This window comes from Nocardia asteroides, from assembly GCA_019930625.1.
In the GTDB taxonomy this organism is placed as follows: Bacteria; Actinomycetota; Actinomycetes; order Mycobacteriales; family Mycobacteriaceae; genus Nocardia; species Nocardia sputi.
Genome location: CP082844.1, coordinates 3777390 through 3795476 on the forward strand (window position 1 = coordinate 3777390; position 18087 = coordinate 3795476).

The following is an 18087-nucleotide window of genomic DNA, read 5'->3' on the forward strand; positions in this document are numbered from 1 at the left end:
TGCGCCAGGACGGGAGTGGGGACACTGTTGTACGGCTGAGCGGGGCGCAGAGTGGAGACACCGTTGTGCCGCTGGGCGGAGTGGAGAGCCTGCTGTGCCGCTGAGCAGGGCGCGGGCAGGAGGAGCAGTTGTGCGGCCGAGTCGTACGCGGCATGGCGGAACTACTGCTGTGCCGCTGAGCGGGGCAGCCCAGATCAGAAGAGCGGCTGAGTATCGAGCGCGGAAGGAGGCGCCGCCGTGCATGTGACCGACGAACGTTGGCGTGAGTTACTGCACGTACGTGCCACAGACCCGGCAGCGGTCGAACGGGCCTACGCGAAACGGGTGCGCCGCGCCGACCTGCTGGCGGGCAAACAGACCTTGTTCCTGGTCGCCGCCGATCACCCCGCTCGCGGCGCGCTCGGTGTCGGCGCGGACCGCACGGCCATGGCCGATCGGCGCACCCTGCTGGAACGGCTGTTGATCGCATTGGCGAACCCGGACGTCGACGGTGTGCTCGGCTCCCCGGACGTGGTGGAGGAGCTTCTGCTGCTGGACGCGCTGGACGACAAGGTCGTGATCGGGTCGATGAACCGCGGCGGGCTGGCGGGCGCGGAATGGGAGATCGATGACCGCTTCACCGGATACGACGCGGACTCCCTGGCTCGGTTCCGGCTCGACGGCGGCAAGATGCTGCTGCGCTTGGTCGATTCCGACGCGGGGACCGTGCCGACGCTGCAAGCCTGCGCGCGGGCGGTCTCGGCGTTGGCGGCGCACGAGTTGATGGCGATGGTCGAGCCGTTGCCGTACCACCGGGACGCCACCGGTGCGCTGGTGATGAGCAAGGACGCGGTGTCGCTGTCGAGGGCGATCACGGTGGCTTCCGGTCTCGGCGTCACCTCGGCCTACACCTGGTTGAAGATTCCCGCGCCGCAGGACATCTCGGTACTGGACGCGACCACCTTGCCGGTGGTGGTGCTCGGCGGCGCACCCTCCGGCGACCAAGCGGTGGATCGCGCGTTGTGGGGTGGAGCGCTCGGCCACGACGTGGTACGAGGACTCGTCGTCGGGCGCACCTTGCTGTACCCGCCGGACGGCGACGTCGCGCGGGCGGTGGACTCCGCCGCTCGTTTGCTGAAGGAAACCCGATGAAGCGGGGAAGTGTCGCCGGACATAACTGGGCACCGACCTCGCCGCCGTTCGCCGGTGTCCCCGAACCTTGTACGGAGGAGGCACGATGACACTTCATCGGCCCGACGGCTCGCTGTGCCGTGACGGCGATCCGATCCTGTTGACCCCCGAGGACGCCGGATGGACTTACGCGGGGCTGCGCGTCCTGCGGATCGGCGCAGGCGAGTCACGGACCGTGCGGACGGGGGAGTTCGAGGCGTTCGTCCTGCCACTGGCCGGAGCGTGCACCGTGCGTGTCGATGACGCGACCTTCACGCTGGTAGGCCGGGAATCGGTGTTCACCCGGGTGACGGATTTCGTCTACGTCCCGAGAGACGCCGAGGTGGAGTTGGTGGCCGAGGGCAGCGACTTCGAGGTGGCGCTTCCGATGGCTCGCTGCGCGAAACGGCTGGAGCCGCGATACGGACCGGCCGAGCGGGTCCCGGTCGAAGTCCGCGGTGCGGGCAGCGCGACGCGCCAGGTCACCAACTTCGGGATACCCGGCGTGTGGGAGCACGCGGACAAGCTCAACGCCTGCGAGCTGATCACCCCGGACGGCAACTGGTCGTCCTACCCGCCGCACAAGCACGACGAAGTGAGCGAGTGCGAGGTCGTCAACGAGGAGATCTACTACTTCCGCATCGCCGGACCGGATGGGGTCACGCCGTCCCGCGAAGGATTCGGTATGCACCGGACCTACACGGCCGACGGCACGGTGAACGAGAACGTCGCGGTCGGTGACGGTGACGTCTTCCTGATCCCACGCGGCTATCACGGGCCGTGCGTCGCGGCGCCCGGCTACCCCATGTACTACCTGAACGTGCTGGCCGGTCCGGCGCCCGAACGATCGATGGCGTTCTGCGACGATCCGGCGCACAGTTGGGTGCGGGCGCGCTGGGACGACGAGCCCCTCGATCCGCGCTGTCCGGTCACCTCGCACGAAGGACGGGTGCGATGAAACTGACCACGGCGCAGGCGCTGGTGGCCTGGATGATCGCCCAGCGTTCCGAGACACTCGACGGCAACGAAGTGCCGCTGTTCCCCGCCGTCTTCGGCATCTTCGGTCACGGCAACGTGCTCGGCCTCGGCACCGCGCTGCACGAGCGGCGCGCCGAACTCCCGCTCTGGCGCGGGCACACCGAGGAGGGGATGGCGCTCGCGGCCGTCGGCTATACCAAGGCCACCCACCGGCGTCAGGTCGGTGTCGCGACATCGTCGATCGGCCCCGGCGCGCTCAACATGGTGACGGCGGCGGGCGTCGCGCACGCGAACCGTCTTCCGCTGCTGCTGCTCCCGGGTGACACCTTCGCCGGTCGGGCGCCCGACCCCGTTCTGCAGCAGGTCGAGCACTTCGGCGACCCGACCCTCACGGTGAACGACGCGTTCCGGGCGGTGAGCAGGTATTTCGACCGCATCACCCGCCCGGAACAGCTGATCGCCACCCTGCCGCAGGCGGTCGGGGTGCTCACGGATCCGGCCGATGCCGGTCCGGTCGTCCTGGCGCTGCCGCAGGACGTTCAGGCCGAGACCTACGACTTCCCCGACGCGCTGTTCGATCCGGTGGCGCACCGGCTCACCCGGCCACGCCCCGATCAGCGGGCACTCGCCGCCGCCGGCGCCGCACTGCGCGTCGCGCGCCGCCCGCTGCTTGTCCTCGGCGGCGGTGTCCGCTATTCGGGTGCGGGACGCACCGTGCTGGAGTTCGCCGAGCGCCATGGCATTCCGGTCGTGGAGACCACCGCGGGCCGCACCCTCGCGCCGCACGATCACCCGCTGTTCGCGGGACCGCTCGGCATCACCGGCTCGGCGTCGGCGAACGCGATGGCGGCCGGAGCCGATCTCGTCCTCGCGGTGGGGACCCGGTTGCAGGACTTCACCACCGCGTCCTGGACGGTCTTCGCGCCGGACGTCCGGCTGGTGACGATCAACGTGGCACGTTTCGACGCCGTCAAGCACGGCGCTCTCGCGGTGGTCGGTGATGCCGAGGTCACCGTGCGTGAGCTGGCCGGGCAGCTGGGGCAGTGGCGCGTCGACCCCGGGTGGACCGCGCGCGCCGCCGCACTGCGCAGCACCTGGGACGCGCACATCGACGGTCTGCGCGCACCGACCCCGGGCACGCCCAGCTATGCCCAGGTCGTGGGCGCGGTGAACGACCTGAGTGAGCCGACCGATTACGTGATGACGGCATCCGGCGGGCTGCCCGGCGAACTCGTCGGCGGCTGGCGGGCCGGCGGCGGCGCGCCGACCATGGACGTGGAGTACGGCTTCTCCTGCATGGGCTACGAGCTGGCCGGCGCGTGGGGCGCGGCCATGGCGCACATCGGCGGCGTGGTGACGACCCTGCTCGGGGACGGCTCGTATCTGATGCTGAACTCGGAATTGTTCTCCGCGGCGTTCGCCGGGCACGCGTTCGTCGCGGTGGTGTGCGACAACGACGGCTACGCCGTGATCGCCCGGCTGCAAGAGGGCCAGGGCGGCGAGCCGTTCAACAACTTCTACGCCGACTGCCGCACCACGCACGAGCATCCGCCGCGCGTCGACTTCGCCACCCATGCCGCAGCGCTCGGCTGTTCCGTTTTCACCGCCCGCGACCTGACCGAATTCCGGGACGCCTACGCGCGGGCGCGGGCGGCGGCAACGGCCGAGCGCCGTCCGGCCGTGCTCGTCGTGCGCACGCAGCCCTCGGCGTGGACCGACGCGGGCGCTTGGTGGGAGGTCGGCGTGCCGGAGCATCTGCCGGGCCGCGAGAGCTACGAGGCGACGAAACCGCGTCAGGTGCGCTACCTCCGGTCGTGAACAGAATTTAACGAACAGTGCGCGCGGTGGCTCCGCGGACGTAGGCTGAAATGTCGACGCCTGCGTGGGTGAACTGGAATTCGTTGCGGCACAAGCGAATCGGTAGCACATGCGTATCGAGGCCGAGCCGCGTCGAAGAAGGAGTTCCATGATGTCGGGCGCGGTGGCCCCTCCGAATGGGTTGTGTTCGTCGAGGGAGGACGGCGGGTGTTATCCCGGGCGGAGTGTGGGTACCCGCGTGACGGGTCCGGTGGTGTTGCCCGGATCGGACCCGGACCGAACGTGGGAGGTGACAGGCGCAGTCCGCTCGTGAACGAGCGTCGGCAAGTGAACCAAGAACAGCGCGCGCGAGAGCGCAGACGAAGCTGTGCGCCCGCCGAGGCGACGTCGTGAGCGTTAGCTCACAGTTGATGGTCCGATACGTGAGGAATTCATCGGATCATGGCATCGTTGATCTACGAGGCCAGGGAATCTCATAACACCTCTCTGGCTCGTCTACAGAAAGTATGAAATGGCTCAAGGCATTGTGAAGTGGTTCAACAGCGAGAAGGGCTTCGGCTTCATCGCACAAGACGGCGGGGGGCCCGACGTCTTCGTGCATTACTCGGCTGTGAGCGGCTCGGGTTTCCGGTCCCTCGATGAGGGGCAGCGCGTGGAGTTCGAGATCGGCCAGGGACAGAAGGGTCCGCAGGCCCAGGACGTCCGCGTTCTCTGATCGCGACCTAGCTTCCGAAAGGCCCCGCACCGGGACGGTGCGGGGCCTTTCGCCTGTTCGGAGGCATGACTTCTGATTGTATATTGCAAGCAGTAGCCGCCGCTCGAGAGGAGTGCCGGATGAGGCAGGACGGACGGTCGGGGTGCCCGATCAACGCGACCATCGAAGTGATCGGCGATCGGTGGACGCTGCTGGTGCTGCGTGACGTGATGTTCGGCAACCGGCGCCACTTCCGCGAGCTGCTGGCCGGCTCGGAGGAGGGCATCGCCTCCAACATCCTCTCCGATCGGCTCAAGCGGCTGGTGGCGGCCGGACTGCTCAGCCGGGCGGACACCCGGCCCGGCCAGAAGGCCGAATACCGGCTCACCGAACCCGCTATCCAGCTGGTGCCCGTCATGGCCCAGCTCGGTGCGTGGGGATTGCGGCACCGCCCGACCACCGAGCATCTTCGGGTGCGGGCCGAATTGCTCGAGGCGGGCGGTCCGCCACTCTGGGGTGAATTCATGGACGAACTCCGTGAGAGCCACCTCGGAATCCCGCGCCCGGACCCGGATCGTCCGTCGGCGACGCACCGACTCGCGCAGGCTTACACGGACGCGGTGGCCGCGTCGGGCGACCCGGACGAGCCGAAAGCCGCGTCGTAGGCGCTCGGTCAGCCCGCCAGCGCCTCGGCGCGGAAGAACTCCGCGGTGATCGCCCGGGCATGCGTGAGATCGCGGGGCCCGGACTTGACGAACACCTCGGCGGCGCAGGCAAGTTCGCTGGTGATGAACGCGGTGACCGGCGCGGGAACCGACCCGCTGCCCATCTCGCGGGTCCGCGACTTCAGATCGGTCAACTCTGTCACCGCCGCCGACAACTCGGTGGGCAGATCGCACTGCCGCAGCAGCGTCGGCAGATGCATCGGCGCCACCGCCGCCGCGGGATGCTCGCGCAGCCACCGCAGCGCCATCGCCGGACGCAGCGCGTAGAACACCTTCTTCAGCGACCCGGTGCGCTCGAACAATGCCCACTGCTTGGCGCCCAAGTGCAGATAGTGCCGAGCGACCTTGTCGCGGTCGGCGACCTCGTCGGCCACCGCGCGCAGTCGGTCGCGGAACCGGCGTCGCCCCGGTAGACGATCGGTGACATCAGCCACTCGATGAGCACGGCGTTGCCCTGCACCAGCAGCCGCAGCGCCTTGCCGAGATCCCAGCCGTTCACGTCGAGCAAGCCCGCCAGCGGCGTCTCCACCACGTCGCGGGTGCGCCACGGGGACAGATAGGTCTCCAGCGCCGCGACGTACACGAACCGGCAGTCGTAGTCGGAGTCGGGTGACGGGAATCCCCAGGCACGGCTGCCGCTCTCGATCGCCAGCCGAATCGACACCCGATGTTCCCGCTCGACCCGGTCCAGCTCCCCATCGATGGACCCGACCACCGCCGGGTCCATCGAAGCCGGAATCGCGCGCAGAGACATGGACGAATGGTAGGTGCCCGAACGCGACTGTCGCAGCCGCTTTTTCGTCGGTCAGGGTCGGCGCGCGCCGCTGCCGGACGCGGCCACGAGCACGGCGACCACGGCGAGCGCACCGCCCAGCCACATGGCGGCGGCGACGGTGATCCCGTCCGCGGCCAGTCCGCCGGCCGATGCCCCCAGTGCGATGGCGGCGTTGAAGACCCCGGCGAACAGTGCCGAAGCGCCCTCCTCGGCTCCGGGCGACGCGGCGAAGACCCAGCTCTGGGTACTCACCGAGACGCCACCGTAGGAGACGCCCCATACGAACATCAGCACGAATGTCTGCGGGAGCGAGGCCCCGAGCAGGGGCAGGGCGATCGCGGCCGCGGCCAGGACCGAGCCGATAGCGATCAAGGTCTTCCTCGGTGCCCGCGCCGCCGCAGCGCCCGCGGCGAAATTCCCTGCTACCCCGGCGACTCCGTAGATCAGCAGCAGTGTGCCGATCGTCTCCGCGCCGACACCGGTAACCTCCTCCAGCACCGGCCGCACGTAGGTGTAGGCGGCGAAGTGACCGGTGACCAGGAACGCGACCGCGAGCAGGGCGACGCGCAAGCCCGGCTGCCTGGTCAGCCGTAACACGCCGCTCAACGCCACGGCATCGGTGGCGGGAAGACGCGGCAGCGATGCCGCCATCGCCACGAGGACCAGCAGCGCGAGACCGGCGGCGGCGACGAACGCCGCCCGCCACCCGGCGAGCGCGCCCACAAAGGTTCCGGCGGGGATACCGAGCACCGAGGCGACCGCGACGCCGGAGAAGACCAGCGAAGTCGCGGCGGTGACCGACCGCGCGGGCACCAGCCGCGCCGCCAGGCTCGCCGCGATCGCCCACACCCCGCCCATGCCGACGCCGACCAGCACCCGCGCCCCCATCAGCACACCGAAGGTGGGCGCCCAGGCCGAACCGAGATTGCCCAGCGCGAGCACCGCCATCAACCCGCACAGCACCGCTCTGCGCTCGACCCGGCCCAGCGCCGCGGTGACCAACGGCGCCGACAGGGCGGCGACCAACCCCGTCACCGTCAATGCGAGACCGGCGCGGCCCTCGCTCACCCGCAGCGCGGAGCCGATCGGGGTGAGCAGGCCGACCGGCAACATCTCGGAAGTGACCACCGTGAACGTCCCCGCTGTCACGGCGCTCACGCCGAGCCAACCGCGCAGCACCGAGACCGGCTGCGGCGCAACGACTTCCTGAACATGTGTCATGTCTTCCAGACAAGAGCCCGGGAACGGAGGAAACAACGGCGAAGGTCTCATAGTTCTATGAGCTGGACTCATCGACCGTGGAAGGGAAGCTGATGGGTGGGCTGGAGGTCCGTGAGCTGGAGGCGTTTCTCGCGCTCGCCGAGGAATTGCATTTCGGGCGGGCCGGTGAGCGGCTGTATGTGTCGCAGAGCCGGGTCAGCCAGCTGCTGCGCTCGCTGGAGCGGCGCATCGGCGGGCGGTTGGTGGAACGGACCAGCCGCAGCGTCCGGTTGACCCCGCTCGGCGCGGACTTCCTCGCCGAACTGCGGCCCGCCTACGCGGCTTTGCGCGCGACGGTCGACAGCGCCCGCGCGGCCGCCAGAGGCACGGACGGGATCTTGCGCATCGGGTTTCAAGGTGCCGGCAGCGACCACCTGATGGCCGCGGTCGAGCTGTTCGGGCGGCGTCACCCGGAATGCTCGGCCGAGCTGGTCGAGATTCCGCTGGCCGATCCGTTCGGCCCGCTGCGGCGCGACGAGGTCGACGCCGCCGTCGTGTTGCTGCCGATGGGGGAGCCCGATCTGGTGCTCGGATCGGTGTTCGCGGGGCAGTCGCAGACGCTCGCGGTGGCCAGCTCGCATCCGCTCGCGGGGCGTGCGGCGCTGTCGGTGGAGGAGATCGCCGAGGTGCCGTTGATCGGAGTGCGGTCTCCGGCGCCGGAATACTGGCGCAGGGCGCAGGCGCTGGACGTGACGCCCGGGGGACGGATGGTGCGCAGCGGTCCGGAGGTCGGCACGCTGGAGGAGGGCCTCGCCGCGGTGGCGGCAGGCAGGGGGGCGATGCTGCTGTGCCATCCGACCGCGGAATCACACCGCAGGCGGCCGGTGACCTTCGTGCCGGTGACCGGGATCGCCGAGTCCCGCCTCGGGCTGGTGTGGCGTCGCCACGGCGAGACCGCACGGGTGCGTGCGTTCTCCCGTGCCGTGGCCGCCACGCAGGGAGCGGGCGATGTGCGGTTGGTCACCGCGGAGGCGTCCTGAGCGTCCGGTATGCGGAGCCGCTCCAGCCGCCGGTTATCGGTGCCGGATGGCGTCGATAGGCGGGCGGGTATCCGACACCGGTAGCGCTTGCCCTGAACGGTCTTTTCAATACGCTCGGCGCTGCTCTGCACGGCCTTGTCGACACCCTGTGGACGGGTTCCTTCGGCGGCCGCTGACCGACGTGACGGTCGAGCTGATCGGCCGGGTTCCACGCCGACCCACGGCGTGACCGAGCGGGCCCTCGCACCGAGATGGTGCGGGGGCCCGCCGCTGTACGGCCTGGTCGCGGGGCAGCGGAAGGTGATCGAGTCCGACGCCGCAACGGCAGGGTCGCGAGACGCGATCAGCCGCGTGCCCCGACGGTGGACATTCGGGCGAGTTCCGCCGCGACGCGCGCGGGATGGGTCAACTGCGGATAGTGGCCCGCGCCTTCGATCGCGACCGAGTGCCGCGGCGTCGTGACGGTGAGCGGATCGGCGGAACCGGTGATGATTCGCACCGGCACTTCGATCCGTTCGAGCAGTTCGCGCAACTCCGCGCGTCGCGCGGTGGCGCTCGCGCGGCGCAGCGCGGCGACGGTGCGTGCGGCGACACCCGGCCTGCGGAGGTTCGCGGCGGCGCTCGCGATCGCGGCGCCGTCGGGCACGCCGAGCCGTTTCGCCAAGGCGGCGGCCGGCATCCGGCGCATCGCCGCCGTCATGAGTGGTGAGCGCAGCAGCAGGCCCGATCGAGGCTGCAAGAACGCGGGGGCCACCAGCACCACGCCGGAGACGCGTTCCGGATGCTCCGCCGCGTATCGCAGCACCGGACCGCAGCCGAGCGAGTGGCCGACCAGCACGGGGCGGGTGCGGACCGAGGAGAGCGATTTCGGCAGCACGGCATCCTGGTCGCCGGGCGCCGAGCGTCCGAGGCCGGGCAGGTCGACGGCCAGGCTCGGCCCGTCCAACTCCGCGCGTACCGCGCCCCACGATTCACCGTCGAGCGGAAGCCCGTGCACAAGAACGTAGGCCGGGCGTTGCCGTTCGCCGCTCACCCAGACGCCATCGGCGAATCCGGCGGTCGGATCGTCGGCGACCGCGCCGAACCGGCTGGCCACCAGGTGGTCGGCCCAGGCAAACAGGGTGGCCTCGGTCGGAGGCATGGTGAGTCCGGCGCGGCGGGCCACGTCCTGCGCCGCCGAGGTGTCGTAGCGGTCGTCGGCGATGAAGGGCAGCGACTCGGGATCGGCGCCGGTCAACGCCCGCGGAAGTTTCTCGATGACACCGACCGGAATCGAGAACCGCGGCGCGGGGACACCCATGTGCCCGGCCAGCAGCCGCATCAGCTTCGGCAGCACCGGAGTTCGATCGTCGAGAACCGTGTAGGACCGGCCCGCGGTGTCCGGCAGGGCGGGCAGACTGATCAGGAAGTCGGTGAAGTAGTCCAGATCGACGATCGGCACGAACGTATCCGCCCCGCCGGGGGTGGCCGGGAGTCTTCCGTTCCACAGTTGCTCGACCACACCGGCGAGCCCGACGTATTGACCGGGGCCGATCACACTGCTCGGGTTCGCGATGGTCAGCGCGACGCCCAGCTCGGCGGCCCGCAGTCGCAGCAGCGGATCCGATTCGAACTTGGACGCGCCGTAAGCGCCCTTCTCCCAATACTGTTCCTCGGACTGCTCGACGGTGATCCGGTAGCCCGTGATGTGGACGAGCCGTCGCAGGCCGGGCAGGGCGGCGGCCCACTCCAGGACGTGCAGCGCGCCGGTGACGTTGACCGCGTACGCGTCCTGTGGCGTGAGTCCGAAGGCGAAGCGGGCCGCGCAGTTGTACACGTCGCGGATGCCGGACGGGTCGAATCCGGCGGGCAGACCCAGGTCCTCGGCGGTGACGTCACACGCGACGATTTCCAGCGCGCCCGAGTCGACGCCGCGTCCGCGCAGCCAACTGGTGAGCCGCTCCTCGCTGCCCGCACGCAAGGCGGCGGTGACGGAATGCCCCTGCTCGAGAAGCCGGGCGACCGCTGCGCGGCCGAGGAATCCAGCGGCTCCGAACACGATGCTGTCGGACATGACATGCTCCTTACTAGACCGGTCTACATATTTTGATGCCATGAAAAACGAAGCGGGTCGGGTGGAACCCGACTCAGAGCAGGGCGTGCAGAGTGCGTTCGACGCGTTCCAAAGGTTCGCGACTGCGTTGCGCGCGCGCCAGCAACAGCGCCCCCTCGACCATGGCGAGCACCGTGGCGGCCAGGTCGTCGGCGTTCTCGCGGCCATCGGCCCGCAACCGCAGCCGCAGCGCCTGTTGCCAGGCGGCGTACGCGGCGGCGCACTCGGCTTGGACCGCGTCGTTCGCCGCCGCCACGTCCAAGGCTACGGTGGCGACCGGGCAACCCTGTTGCCAGTCGGACGCTTCCAGCCGATCGCCGAACACGCGAAGCAGCCTGCTCGCGGCCGCTGCGGCGTCACCGGGTTCGATCGTGTCGATCAGCGCCGCGATCTCCTTGCCCGCTTGGGCGATCGCCGCCGCGACCAATTCGTCCTTGCCGCCGGGGAAGTGGAAGTACAGCGAACCGCGTGGCGCGCCGCTGGCCGCCAGGATCTGATTGAGCCCAGCGCCGTAGTAACCGTGCCGTTCCACCAGCGTGCGCGCCGCGTCGACGAGTTTGCCGCGAGTCTCGGTGCCTTTGACGCCCATACCCTGACTGTAGACCGGTCTTCATATTTTTTCCACCGGAAAGACTGAGGACGCCCGCCTACCAGGTGGTAGCCGAGGCGGAAATCGCGCGCACTAAGCTGGTCGGCGGTAAATGCCGACCCCATTCCCCAGGAGTACTCCACGTGAGCCAAGCAGGCCGTCCTGTAGTTCTGATCGCCGACAAGCTCGCCCAGTCGACCGTCGACGCGCTCGGTGACGGTGTCGAGGTTCGGTGGGTAGACGGACCCGACCGCCCGGCCCTGCTGGCCGCCGTGCCCGAGGCCGACGCGCTGCTCGTGCGATCGGCGACCACGGTCGACGCCGAGGTCCTGGAAGCCGGGAAGAACCTGAAGATCGTCGCCCGCGCCGGCGTCGGCCTGGACAACGTCGACGTGCCCGCCGCCACCGAGCGCGGCGTCATGGTCGTCAACGCGCCCACCTCGAACATCCACACCGCCGCCGAGCACGCGGTCACCCTGATGCTGGCCGCCGCCCGCCAGGTTCCCGCCGCCGACGCCACCCTGCGCGAGCACACCTGGCAGCGCAGCAAGTTCAACGGCGTGGAGATCTTCGGCAAGACCGTCGGCGTCGTCGGCCTCGGCCGCATCGGCCAGCTGTTCGCCGCCCGCCTGGCCGCGTTCGAGACCAAGATCGTCGCCTACGACCCCTACGTGTCGCCCGCGCGCGCCGCCCAGCTCGGCATCGAGCTGCTGAGCCTCGACGAGCTGCTCGAGCGTGCCGACCTGATCTCGATACACCTGCCGAAGACCCCGGAGACCAAGGGCCTCATCGGCAAGGAGGCCATCGCCAAGACCAAGCCGGGCGTGATCATCGTCAACGCCGCCCGCGGTGGCCTGGTCGACGAGGCCGCGCTGGCCGATGCCATCAAGTCCGGCCATGTGCGGGCCGCCGGTCTGGACGTGTTCGAGACCGAACCGTGCACCGACAGCCCGCTGTTCGACCTGCCGCAGGTCGTGGTGACCCCGCACCTGGGCGCCTCCACCTCCGAGGCCCAGGACCGCGCGGGCACCGACGTCGCGAAGTCGGTCCTGCTGGCCCTGGCCGGTGAGTTCGTGCCCGGCGCGGTGAACGTCACCGGTGGCACGGTCGGCGAAGAGGTCGCCCCCTGGCTGGACATCGTGCGCAAGCAGGGCGCGCTGCTGGGCGCGCTGTCCAACGAGCTGCCGGTCAGCGTCGAGATCCAGGTGCGCGGCGAGCTGGCCGCGCAGGAGGTCGGGGTGCTGGAGCTGTCCGCGCTGCGCGGCATCTTCTCCGCGCTGGTCGAGGACCAGGTCACCTTCGTCAACGCCCCCGCCCTGGCCAAGGACCGCGGGATCACCGCCCAGGTCACCACGGCGTCGGAGAGCCCCAGCCACCGCAGCGTGGTCGACCTGCGCGCCGTGTTCGGCGACGGCAGCACCCTGAACGTCGCGGGCACGCTGACCGAGCCGCAGCTGGTGGAGAAGATCGTCAACATCAACGGCCGCAACTACGACATGCGCGCCGAGGGCCTCAACCTGGCCATCCTGAACTACGAGGACCGGCCGGGCGCACTGGGCAGGATCGGCACCAAGCTCGGCGAGGCCGAGGTCGACATCCTGGCCGCGCAGCTGACCCAGGACGTCGACAAGGAAGGCGCCACCGTGGTGCTGCGCGTGGCCCGCGAGGTGCCCGCCGACGTGCAGAACGCGATCGCCGAGTCGGTCGGCGCGGCCAAGGTCGTCCAGGTCGACCTGTCCTGACCGGACGGGGCCGCAGCGTCCCGGCACCCGCGGAATCGGCGCCGCGCACGAACCACTCGTGCGCGGCGCCGGTCGCTCGGTCGGCGCGCGGACCCGCCGCGTCATCGCGCCCGGTGCTCGGCGCTCCGGCCGCGCCGAGTACCGTGACGATGCTGCGGTCACCCCGGCCGGACTGTCGTGCGCACCCCGGCGGTCATCTCCGGGCCGCACGTCGTGTCGGCCGTTACCGGCAACATCGAACGGAGCATTTGTCATGAAGCTTGCTGTCATCCCGGGCGACGGGATCGGGCCCGAGGTCATCGCCGAGGCGCTCAAGGTGCTCGACGTGGTCGTGCCCGGTGTCGAGAAGACCGAGTACGACCTCGGCGCGCGTCGCTACCACGCGACCGGCGAGATCCTGCCGGATTCGGTGCTGCCGGAGTTGAAGCAGCACGACGCGATCCTGCTCGGCGCGATCGGCGACCCGTCGGTGCCCAGCGGCGTGCTCGAACGCGGCCTGTTGCTGCGCACCCGGTTCGCGCTGGACCACCACGTCAACCTGCGTCCGTCCAGACTGTTCCCCGGCGTGACCAGCCCGCTGGCGGGCGATCCCGACATCGACTTCGTCGTTGTGCGTGAGGGCACCGAGGGCCCCTACACCGGCACCGGCGGCGCGATTCGCGTCGACACCCCGCACGAGGTGGCGACCGAGGTCAGCACCAACACCCGCTTCGGCATCGAGCGCGTCGTGCGCTACGCCTTCGCCAAGGCGCAGGCGCGGCGCAAGCACCTGACGCTGGTGCACAAGAACAACGTGCTCACCTTCGCCGGCTCGCTCTGGCAGCGCACCGTGGACGAGGTCGCAGCCGAGTTCCCCGAGGTCACAACGGCTTACCAGCACATCGATGCCGCCACCATCCACATGGTCAACGACCCGGGCCGGTTCGACGTGATCGTCACCGACAACCTCTTCGGCGACATCATCACCGACCTCGCCGCCGCTGTCAGCGGCGGCATCGGGCTGGCCGCCAGCGGCAACATCGACGCCTCCGGGACGAATCCCAGCATGTTCGAGCCGGTACACGGCAGCGCCCCCGACATCGCCGGTCAGTCCAAGGCCGACCCCACCGCGGCGATCCTCTCGGTCTCTCTCCTGCTCAACCACCTCGGCGACACCGAGGCGGCCACGCGCATCGAGTCGGCCGTCGCCAAGGACCTCGAGTCCCGCTCGGGCACCGCGTCGACCGTGGAGATCGGCGACCGGATCGCCGCCACCCTTTGATCCCCGCCACCCGAAGGTCCCGTTTCCTCCTTGGGAAACGGGGCCTTCGCGCATCCCCGGCGAAAGGATCGCGACCACTCCGTTCCACGTGTCCGAGAGTGAGACGGCGTGCCGCTGGCAACTTCTTCATCGCCTCGCCTGGGAGACAAGCCTCCGCGCGGCACCGACCGTGCGACGCCGTCACCGTGATCCGATGCGGAGACATGGATCCACGTCCGCGAGAGCGTGCTGCTTGCCGCGGTTGCCCTGTATCAGGGTCGGGTCGGTGCGTATCCGGCTGCGCGGATCCGGATTCTCTCCTCAGTCCGGGTCGCGGGGGACCAGCGGGACTGCCGCGACGGCCGTGACAGCGGCCAGAAGGAAGGCGGCGGGGAAGCCGCTCGCGGTGATCAGAGCGCCGAACACGGGCGGTACGGCGGCCATGGCCAGGTTCTGCCCGGTGTTCTGGACGCCGAGGCCCCGGCCGCTCCAGTAGGGGCCGGCGATCTCGGCGACCGCGGTGAAGGCCAAGCCGTTGTCGGAGACGCTGATCACGGACGCGGCGATCAGCAGCGGGATGGCGGCCCACCACCACTGGGTCCACGCGGTCAGCGCCAGCGCGGCCATGGCGAGCACGGCGGCGACCGCGATCGTGCGCAGGGGGCCCATCCGGCTGCCGGCGCGATCCGACCAGGCGCCCGCGCCGATGCGGCCGAGCGCGCCGAGGATCTGGGTGATCGTCACCAGCGCACCCGCGGCGGCGAGCGACCAGCCGATGTCGCGGTGCAGCCACAGCAGCGCGAACGTCCACACGGTGCCCTGCGGGACGACGAGCAGCACCGAGACCAGGTGGATGCGCCACAGCGTGGCCGAGTCGCGATAAGGGTTGGTTCGCAACGCCGGATCGGCGGCCGAAGCGGCGGGACGTGGCGGGTCGACGATGCCGGCAAGGCAGGCAAGGGCCGCCACGCCCGCCATCAGCGCGGGAACGAGAACGGCCGCGGGCACACCGTAGGCGGCGGCGACGGCCGGAATCGCCAACGCGCCGACGCCCACTCCCAGGGGCTGGGCGGTCTGCCGGATACCCATCGCGAGCCCCCGCCGATGCGGCGGGAACCAGCCGACGATCACCCGGCCGCTGGCGCCGTTGGTGCTGGCCGCCCCGACGCCGCCGAGGAACAGCAACGCGCCCAGCGTGATGTCGTCGGTCGTGGCCGCGGCGACGCACCCGGCCGCCAGCATCAGCAGCGGACCGGCGACCAGCACCTTGCGCTCGCCGATCCGGTCGACCACGTAACCCCACGCGATCAGCGTGCACACCAGGCCGACGGTGGGCATGGCCACCAGCAGGCCCGCCGTCGCCAGCGGCATGCCGCGGCCGGTCAGCGCGGGCAGCAGAAACGGGACGCCGTGGATGAAGACCGCGCTGGAGGCCTGGGCGAACACACCCAGCCCGAGCATCGACCAGCGACGTACCCCGTCGATCTGCGTAACGGTCGCCATCGACCTCACCTCAGAATCTCATTATTCGGGATTGTATTCCCACTTTGTGAACCGCGATGCTCACCGTACACCCCTCGGGCCATGCGATTCGACGCCCGGGGCTGTCGGACTGCTCACATGCGCCGTGGCCCCGCCCCGGCTGGTTCCGACCACTCGGTCGGGCGCGTTCGAGCAGGTGGCGGCGGGTCGATAGACTCCCGGCATGCGTCTAGGTCGAGTTGCCAGTCCCGATGGGGTCGCCTTCGTGAGCATCGAGGGCGACGGAAGCGACAGCGTGGCCAAGGAGATCGCCGAACACCCGTTCGGCACACCGACGTTCACCGGACGGAGCTGGCCGCTGGCCGACGTGCGGCTGCTCGCGCCGATCCTGGCCAGCAAGGTGGTCTGCGTCGGCAAGAACTACGCCGCCCATGCCGCCGAGATGGGAGGTCCAGCCCCCGCGGATCCGGTGATCTTCCTGAAGCCGAACACCGCGATCGTGGGGCCGAACGCCCCGATCATCCTGCCGCCCAGTTCGTCTCAGGTCGACTACGAAGGGGAGCTGGCCATCGTCATCGGCCGGCCCTGCAAGGACGTGCCCGCCGCCCGCGCGCTGGACGTGGTGCTCGGTTACACCGCGGCCAACGACGTCACCGCCCGCGACCAGCAACGCCACGACGGCCAATGGACCAGGGGCAAGGGGTACGACACCTTCTGCCCGCTGGGGCCGTGGATCGAAACGTCCTTGGACCCCTCGGATCTGGAGATCGTCACCGAGCTCGACGGCGAGGTGCGCCAGCGCAGCCGCACTTCGCTTCTGCTCCACGACATTCCGAAGCTCATCGAGTGGGTCACCACCGTGATGACGCTGCTGCCCGGTGACGTCATCCTCACCGGCACCCCCGAGGGCGTCGGCCCGATGCGGGAGGGACAGCAGGTGTCGGTGACCGTCGAGGGCATCGGAACCCTCACCAATCCCGTTGCCGCCAAACGCTGATCGAAAGAGAGCCATGACTGAAGTACGGGTCCGATTCTGCCCGTCACCGACCGGGACACCGCACGTCGGCCTGATCCGGACGGCGCTGTTCAACTGGGCCTACGCCCGCCATCACGGTGGCACATTCGTCTTTCGAATCGAAGACACCGATGCCGCACGCGATTCCGAGGAGTCCTACCGGGCGATAATCGACGCGCTGCGCTGGCTCGGCCTCACTTGGGACGAGGGGCCGGAGGTCGGCGGGCCTTACGAGCCATATCGCCAGTCGCTGCGAAAAGATTTGCATCTGGACGTGGTTCGGCGTTTGCTGGAGGCCGGTGAAGCCTATGAGTCATTCTCCACACCGGAGGAAGTCGAAGCTCGCCATCGTGCCGCGGGACGCGATCCGAAACTCGGTTACGACAACTACGATCGTGATCTGACGCCCGAGCGGATCGAGGCGTACCGGGCCGAGGGGCGCGCCGCCGTGATCCGGCTGCGGATGCCCGACGAGGACCTGTCCTGGAACGACCTGGTGCGCGGCGAGACGACCTTCAAAGCGGGCAGCGTCCCGGACTTCGCGCTCACCCGAGGCAACGGCAACCCGCTGTACACCCTGGTCAATCCGGTCGACGACGCTTTGATGCGGATCACCCACGTGCTGCGCGGGGAGGACGTGCTCTCCTCGACCCCCCGGCAGCTGGCGCTGTACGCAGCGCTGCGCCGGATCGGGGTCGCCGAATTCACTCCCCAGTTCGGTCACCTGCCGTTCGTGATGGGGCAGGGCAACAAGAAGCTGTCCAAGCGGGATCCGGAATCGAATCTATTCGCCCATCGCGATCGCGGCTTCATTCCCGAGGGTTTGCTGAATTATCTCGCGCTACTCGGCTGGGGGCTGTCGGAGGACCGCGACGTGTTCTCCATGGCGGAGATGGTCGAAGCATTCGACATTTCGAAAGTAAATTCGAATCCGGCCCGTTTCGACCAGAAGAAGGCGGACGCGCTCAATGCCGAGCACATCCGATTGCTGGCGCCGGGTGATTTCGCGCACCGGCTGCGGGAGTATCTCACCGAGCACGGTCGTATCGGCGCGGAGATCGATGAGAAGGTGTTCGCCGCCGCGGCCGAACTCGTGCAGACCAGGATCGTGGTGCTGGCCGACGCGTGGGAACTGCTGCGTTTCTTGTTCGCACCCGCGGAGGAGTTCGCGATAGACCCCGCCGCGGGCGCCAAAAATCTGGGTTCCGACGCCGAAGAAGTATTGCAAGCCGCTATTGCCGCATTGCAGTCGCTGTCCGGGTGGACCGCCGAGTCGATCGAAGAGGTGCTGAAAAAGGCGCTGATCGATGATCTCGGGCTCAAACCGCGCAAAGCCTTCGCGCCGGTGCGGGTCGCGGTCACCGGGTCGCATATCAGCCCGCCGCTGTACGAATCGCTGGAACTGCTCGGTCGCGGCCCCACGATGGAGCGGCTGCGCGCGGCGCTGACCTGGCAAGCAGCGGGCCAAACGCCGTCCTGACGGCAAAAATATGGCTTTGACCAGGCGATTTGTAGTTAACCGGTAGCCGTTTGGTACTCTTCTTCTCG

General features: G+C 69.5%; 14 protein-coding genes and 1 pseudogene. 10 read left to right on the forward strand and 5 right to left on the reverse strand.

What is annotated here, in order from left to right; genetic code table 11:
• Positions 1–243 precede the first annotated feature (243 nt).
• The 5 genes from K8O92_17295 (at position 244) to K8O92_17315 (ending at position 5304) form a co-directional block, all read left to right on the forward strand.
• Complete coding sequence (locus K8O92_17295) at positions 244–1131, forward strand: aldolase (protein UAK35751.1); 888 nt, start codon at positions 244–246, stop codon at positions 1129–1131.
• Positions 1132–1216: 85 nt separating this feature from the next.
• On the forward strand, positions 1217–2107 hold the full coding sequence (gene iolB, locus K8O92_17300) for a 5-deoxy-glucuronate isomerase (protein ID UAK29775.1): 891 nt from the start codon (positions 1217–1219) through the stop codon (positions 2105–2107).
• Entirely contained in the window at positions 2104–3945 is a 1842-nt protein-coding gene (gene iolD / locus K8O92_17305; GenBank protein UAK29776.1) for a 3D-(3,5/4)-trihydroxycyclohexane-1,2-dione acylhydrolase (decyclizing), read from the forward strand. Before iolB ends, iolD begins: the two co-directional genes overlap by 4 nt.
• 511 nt (positions 3946–4456) lie before the next feature.
• On the forward strand, positions 4457–4660 hold the full coding sequence (locus K8O92_17310; protein UAK29777.1) for a cold-shock protein: 204 nt from the start codon (positions 4457–4459) through the stop codon (positions 4658–4660).
• A gap of 119 nt (positions 4661–4779) precedes the next feature.
• The gene (locus K8O92_17315) at positions 4780–5304 is read left to right on the forward strand and encodes a helix-turn-helix transcriptional regulator (protein ID UAK29778.1); all 525 of its coding nucleotides are present in this window, start codon (positions 4780–4782) and stop codon (positions 5302–5304) included.
• Between the two features lie 8 nt (positions 5305–5312).
• Here the strand turns inward: K8O92_17315 and K8O92_17320 are convergent.
• Together K8O92_17320 and K8O92_17325 are read right to left on the reverse strand one after the other, a co-directional pair.
• Positions 5313–6118 (reverse strand): annotated as a pseudogene (locus tag K8O92_17320) (nucleotidyltransferase domain-containing protein).
• Between the two features lie 51 nt (positions 6119–6169).
• Positions 6170–7360, reverse strand: coding sequence for an MFS transporter (locus K8O92_17325; protein ID UAK29779.1), 1191 nt, complete (start codon positions 7358–7360; stop codon positions 6170–6172).
• A 92-nt stretch (positions 7361–7452) separates the two neighbouring features.
• On the opposite strand from K8O92_17325, the gene K8O92_17330 reads away from it, so the two are divergent.
• Positions 7453–8379 (forward strand): LysR family transcriptional regulator, encoded by a 927-nt coding sequence (locus tag K8O92_17330; protein UAK35752.1) that lies wholly within the window; start codon positions 7453–7455, stop codon positions 8377–8379.
• 343 nt (positions 8380–8722) lie between these two features.
• Here the strand turns inward: K8O92_17330 and K8O92_17335 are convergent, their stop codons facing one another.
• Positions 8723–10432, reverse strand: coding sequence for an alpha/beta fold hydrolase (locus K8O92_17335; GenBank protein ID UAK29780.1), 1710 nt, complete (start codon positions 10430–10432; stop codon positions 8723–8725).
• A 73-nt stretch (positions 10433–10505) separates the two neighbouring features.
• Positions 10506–11060, reverse strand: coding sequence for a TetR/AcrR family transcriptional regulator (locus K8O92_17340; protein ID UAK29781.1), 555 nt, complete (start codon positions 11058–11060; stop codon positions 10506–10508).
• Between the two features lie 143 nt (positions 11061–11203).
• Between K8O92_17340 and serA the strand changes: the two genes are divergently transcribed.
• Both serA and K8O92_17350 read left to right on the forward strand, forming a co-directional pair.
• The gene (gene serA / locus K8O92_17345; GenBank protein UAK29782.1) at positions 11204–12802 is read left to right on the forward strand and encodes a phosphoglycerate dehydrogenase; all 1599 of its coding nucleotides are present in this window, start codon (positions 11204–11206) and stop codon (positions 12800–12802) included.
• A gap of 253 nt (positions 12803–13055) precedes the next feature.
• Entirely contained in the window at positions 13056–14063 is a 1008-nt protein-coding gene (locus tag K8O92_17350; protein UAK29783.1) for a 3-isopropylmalate dehydrogenase, read from the forward strand.
• Between the two features lie 300 nt (positions 14064–14363).
• On the opposite strand, the gene K8O92_17355 is transcribed toward K8O92_17350, so the two are convergent.
• The gene (locus K8O92_17355) at positions 14364–15545 is read right to left on the reverse strand and encodes an MFS transporter (protein UAK29784.1); all 1182 of its coding nucleotides are present in this window, start codon (positions 15543–15545) and stop codon (positions 14364–14366) included.
• A 202-nt stretch (positions 15546–15747) separates the two neighbouring features.
• On the opposite strand from K8O92_17355, the gene K8O92_17360 reads away from it, so the two are divergent.
• Together K8O92_17360 and gltX are read left to right on the forward strand one after the other, a co-directional pair.
• Entirely contained in the window at positions 15748–16521 is a 774-nt protein-coding gene (locus K8O92_17360) for a fumarylacetoacetate hydrolase family protein (GenBank protein ID UAK29785.1), read from the forward strand.
• A gap of 13 nt (positions 16522–16534) precedes the next feature.
• On the forward strand, positions 16535–18019 hold the full coding sequence (gltX, locus tag K8O92_17365; protein ID UAK29786.1) for a glutamate--tRNA ligase: 1485 nt from the start codon (positions 16535–16537) through the stop codon (positions 18017–18019).
• Positions 18020–18087: the final 68 nt, after the last annotated feature.

Bases quoted from the DNA above. Each gene is read 5' to 3' on its own strand.
- K8O92_17340 (UAK29781.1), bottom strand. From the start codon at position 11,060: ATGGGCGTCAAAGGCACCGAGACTCGCGGCAAACTCGTCGACGCGGCG.
- iolD (UAK29776.1), top strand. From the start codon at position 2,104: ATGAAACTGACCACGGCGCAGGCGCTGGTGGCCTGGATGATCGCCCAG.
- K8O92_17315 (UAK29778.1), top strand. From the start codon at position 4,780: ATGAGGCAGGACGGACGGTCGGGGTGCCCGATCAACGCGACCATCGAA.
- K8O92_17335 (UAK29780.1), bottom strand. From the start codon at position 10,432: ATGTCCGACAGCATCGTGTTCGGAGCCGCTGGATTCCTCGGCCGCGCA.
- K8O92_17355 (UAK29784.1), bottom strand. From the start codon at position 15,545: ATGGCGACCGTTACGCAGATCGACGGGGTACGTCGCTGGTCGATGCTC.
- K8O92_17325 (UAK29779.1), bottom strand. From the start codon at position 7,360: ATGACACATGTTCAGGAAGTCGTTGCGCCGCAGCCGGTCTCGGTGCTG.
- K8O92_17330 (UAK35752.1), top strand. From the start codon at position 7,453: ATGGGTGGGCTGGAGGTCCGTGAGCTGGAGGCGTTTCTCGCGCTCGCC.
- K8O92_17310 (UAK29777.1), top strand. From the start codon at position 4,457: ATGGCTCAAGGCATTGTGAAGTGGTTCAACAGCGAGAAGGGCTTCGGC.
- iolB (UAK29775.1), top strand. From the start codon at position 1,217: ATGACACTTCATCGGCCCGACGGCTCGCTGTGCCGTGACGGCGATCCG.
- K8O92_17350 (UAK29783.1), top strand. From the start codon at position 13,056: ATGAAGCTTGCTGTCATCCCGGGCGACGGGATCGGGCCCGAGGTCATC.
- gltX (UAK29786.1), top strand. From the start codon at position 16,535: ATGACTGAAGTACGGGTCCGATTCTGCCCGTCACCGACCGGGACACCG.
- K8O92_17360 (UAK29785.1), top strand. From the start codon at position 15,748: ATGCGTCTAGGTCGAGTTGCCAGTCCCGATGGGGTCGCCTTCGTGAGC.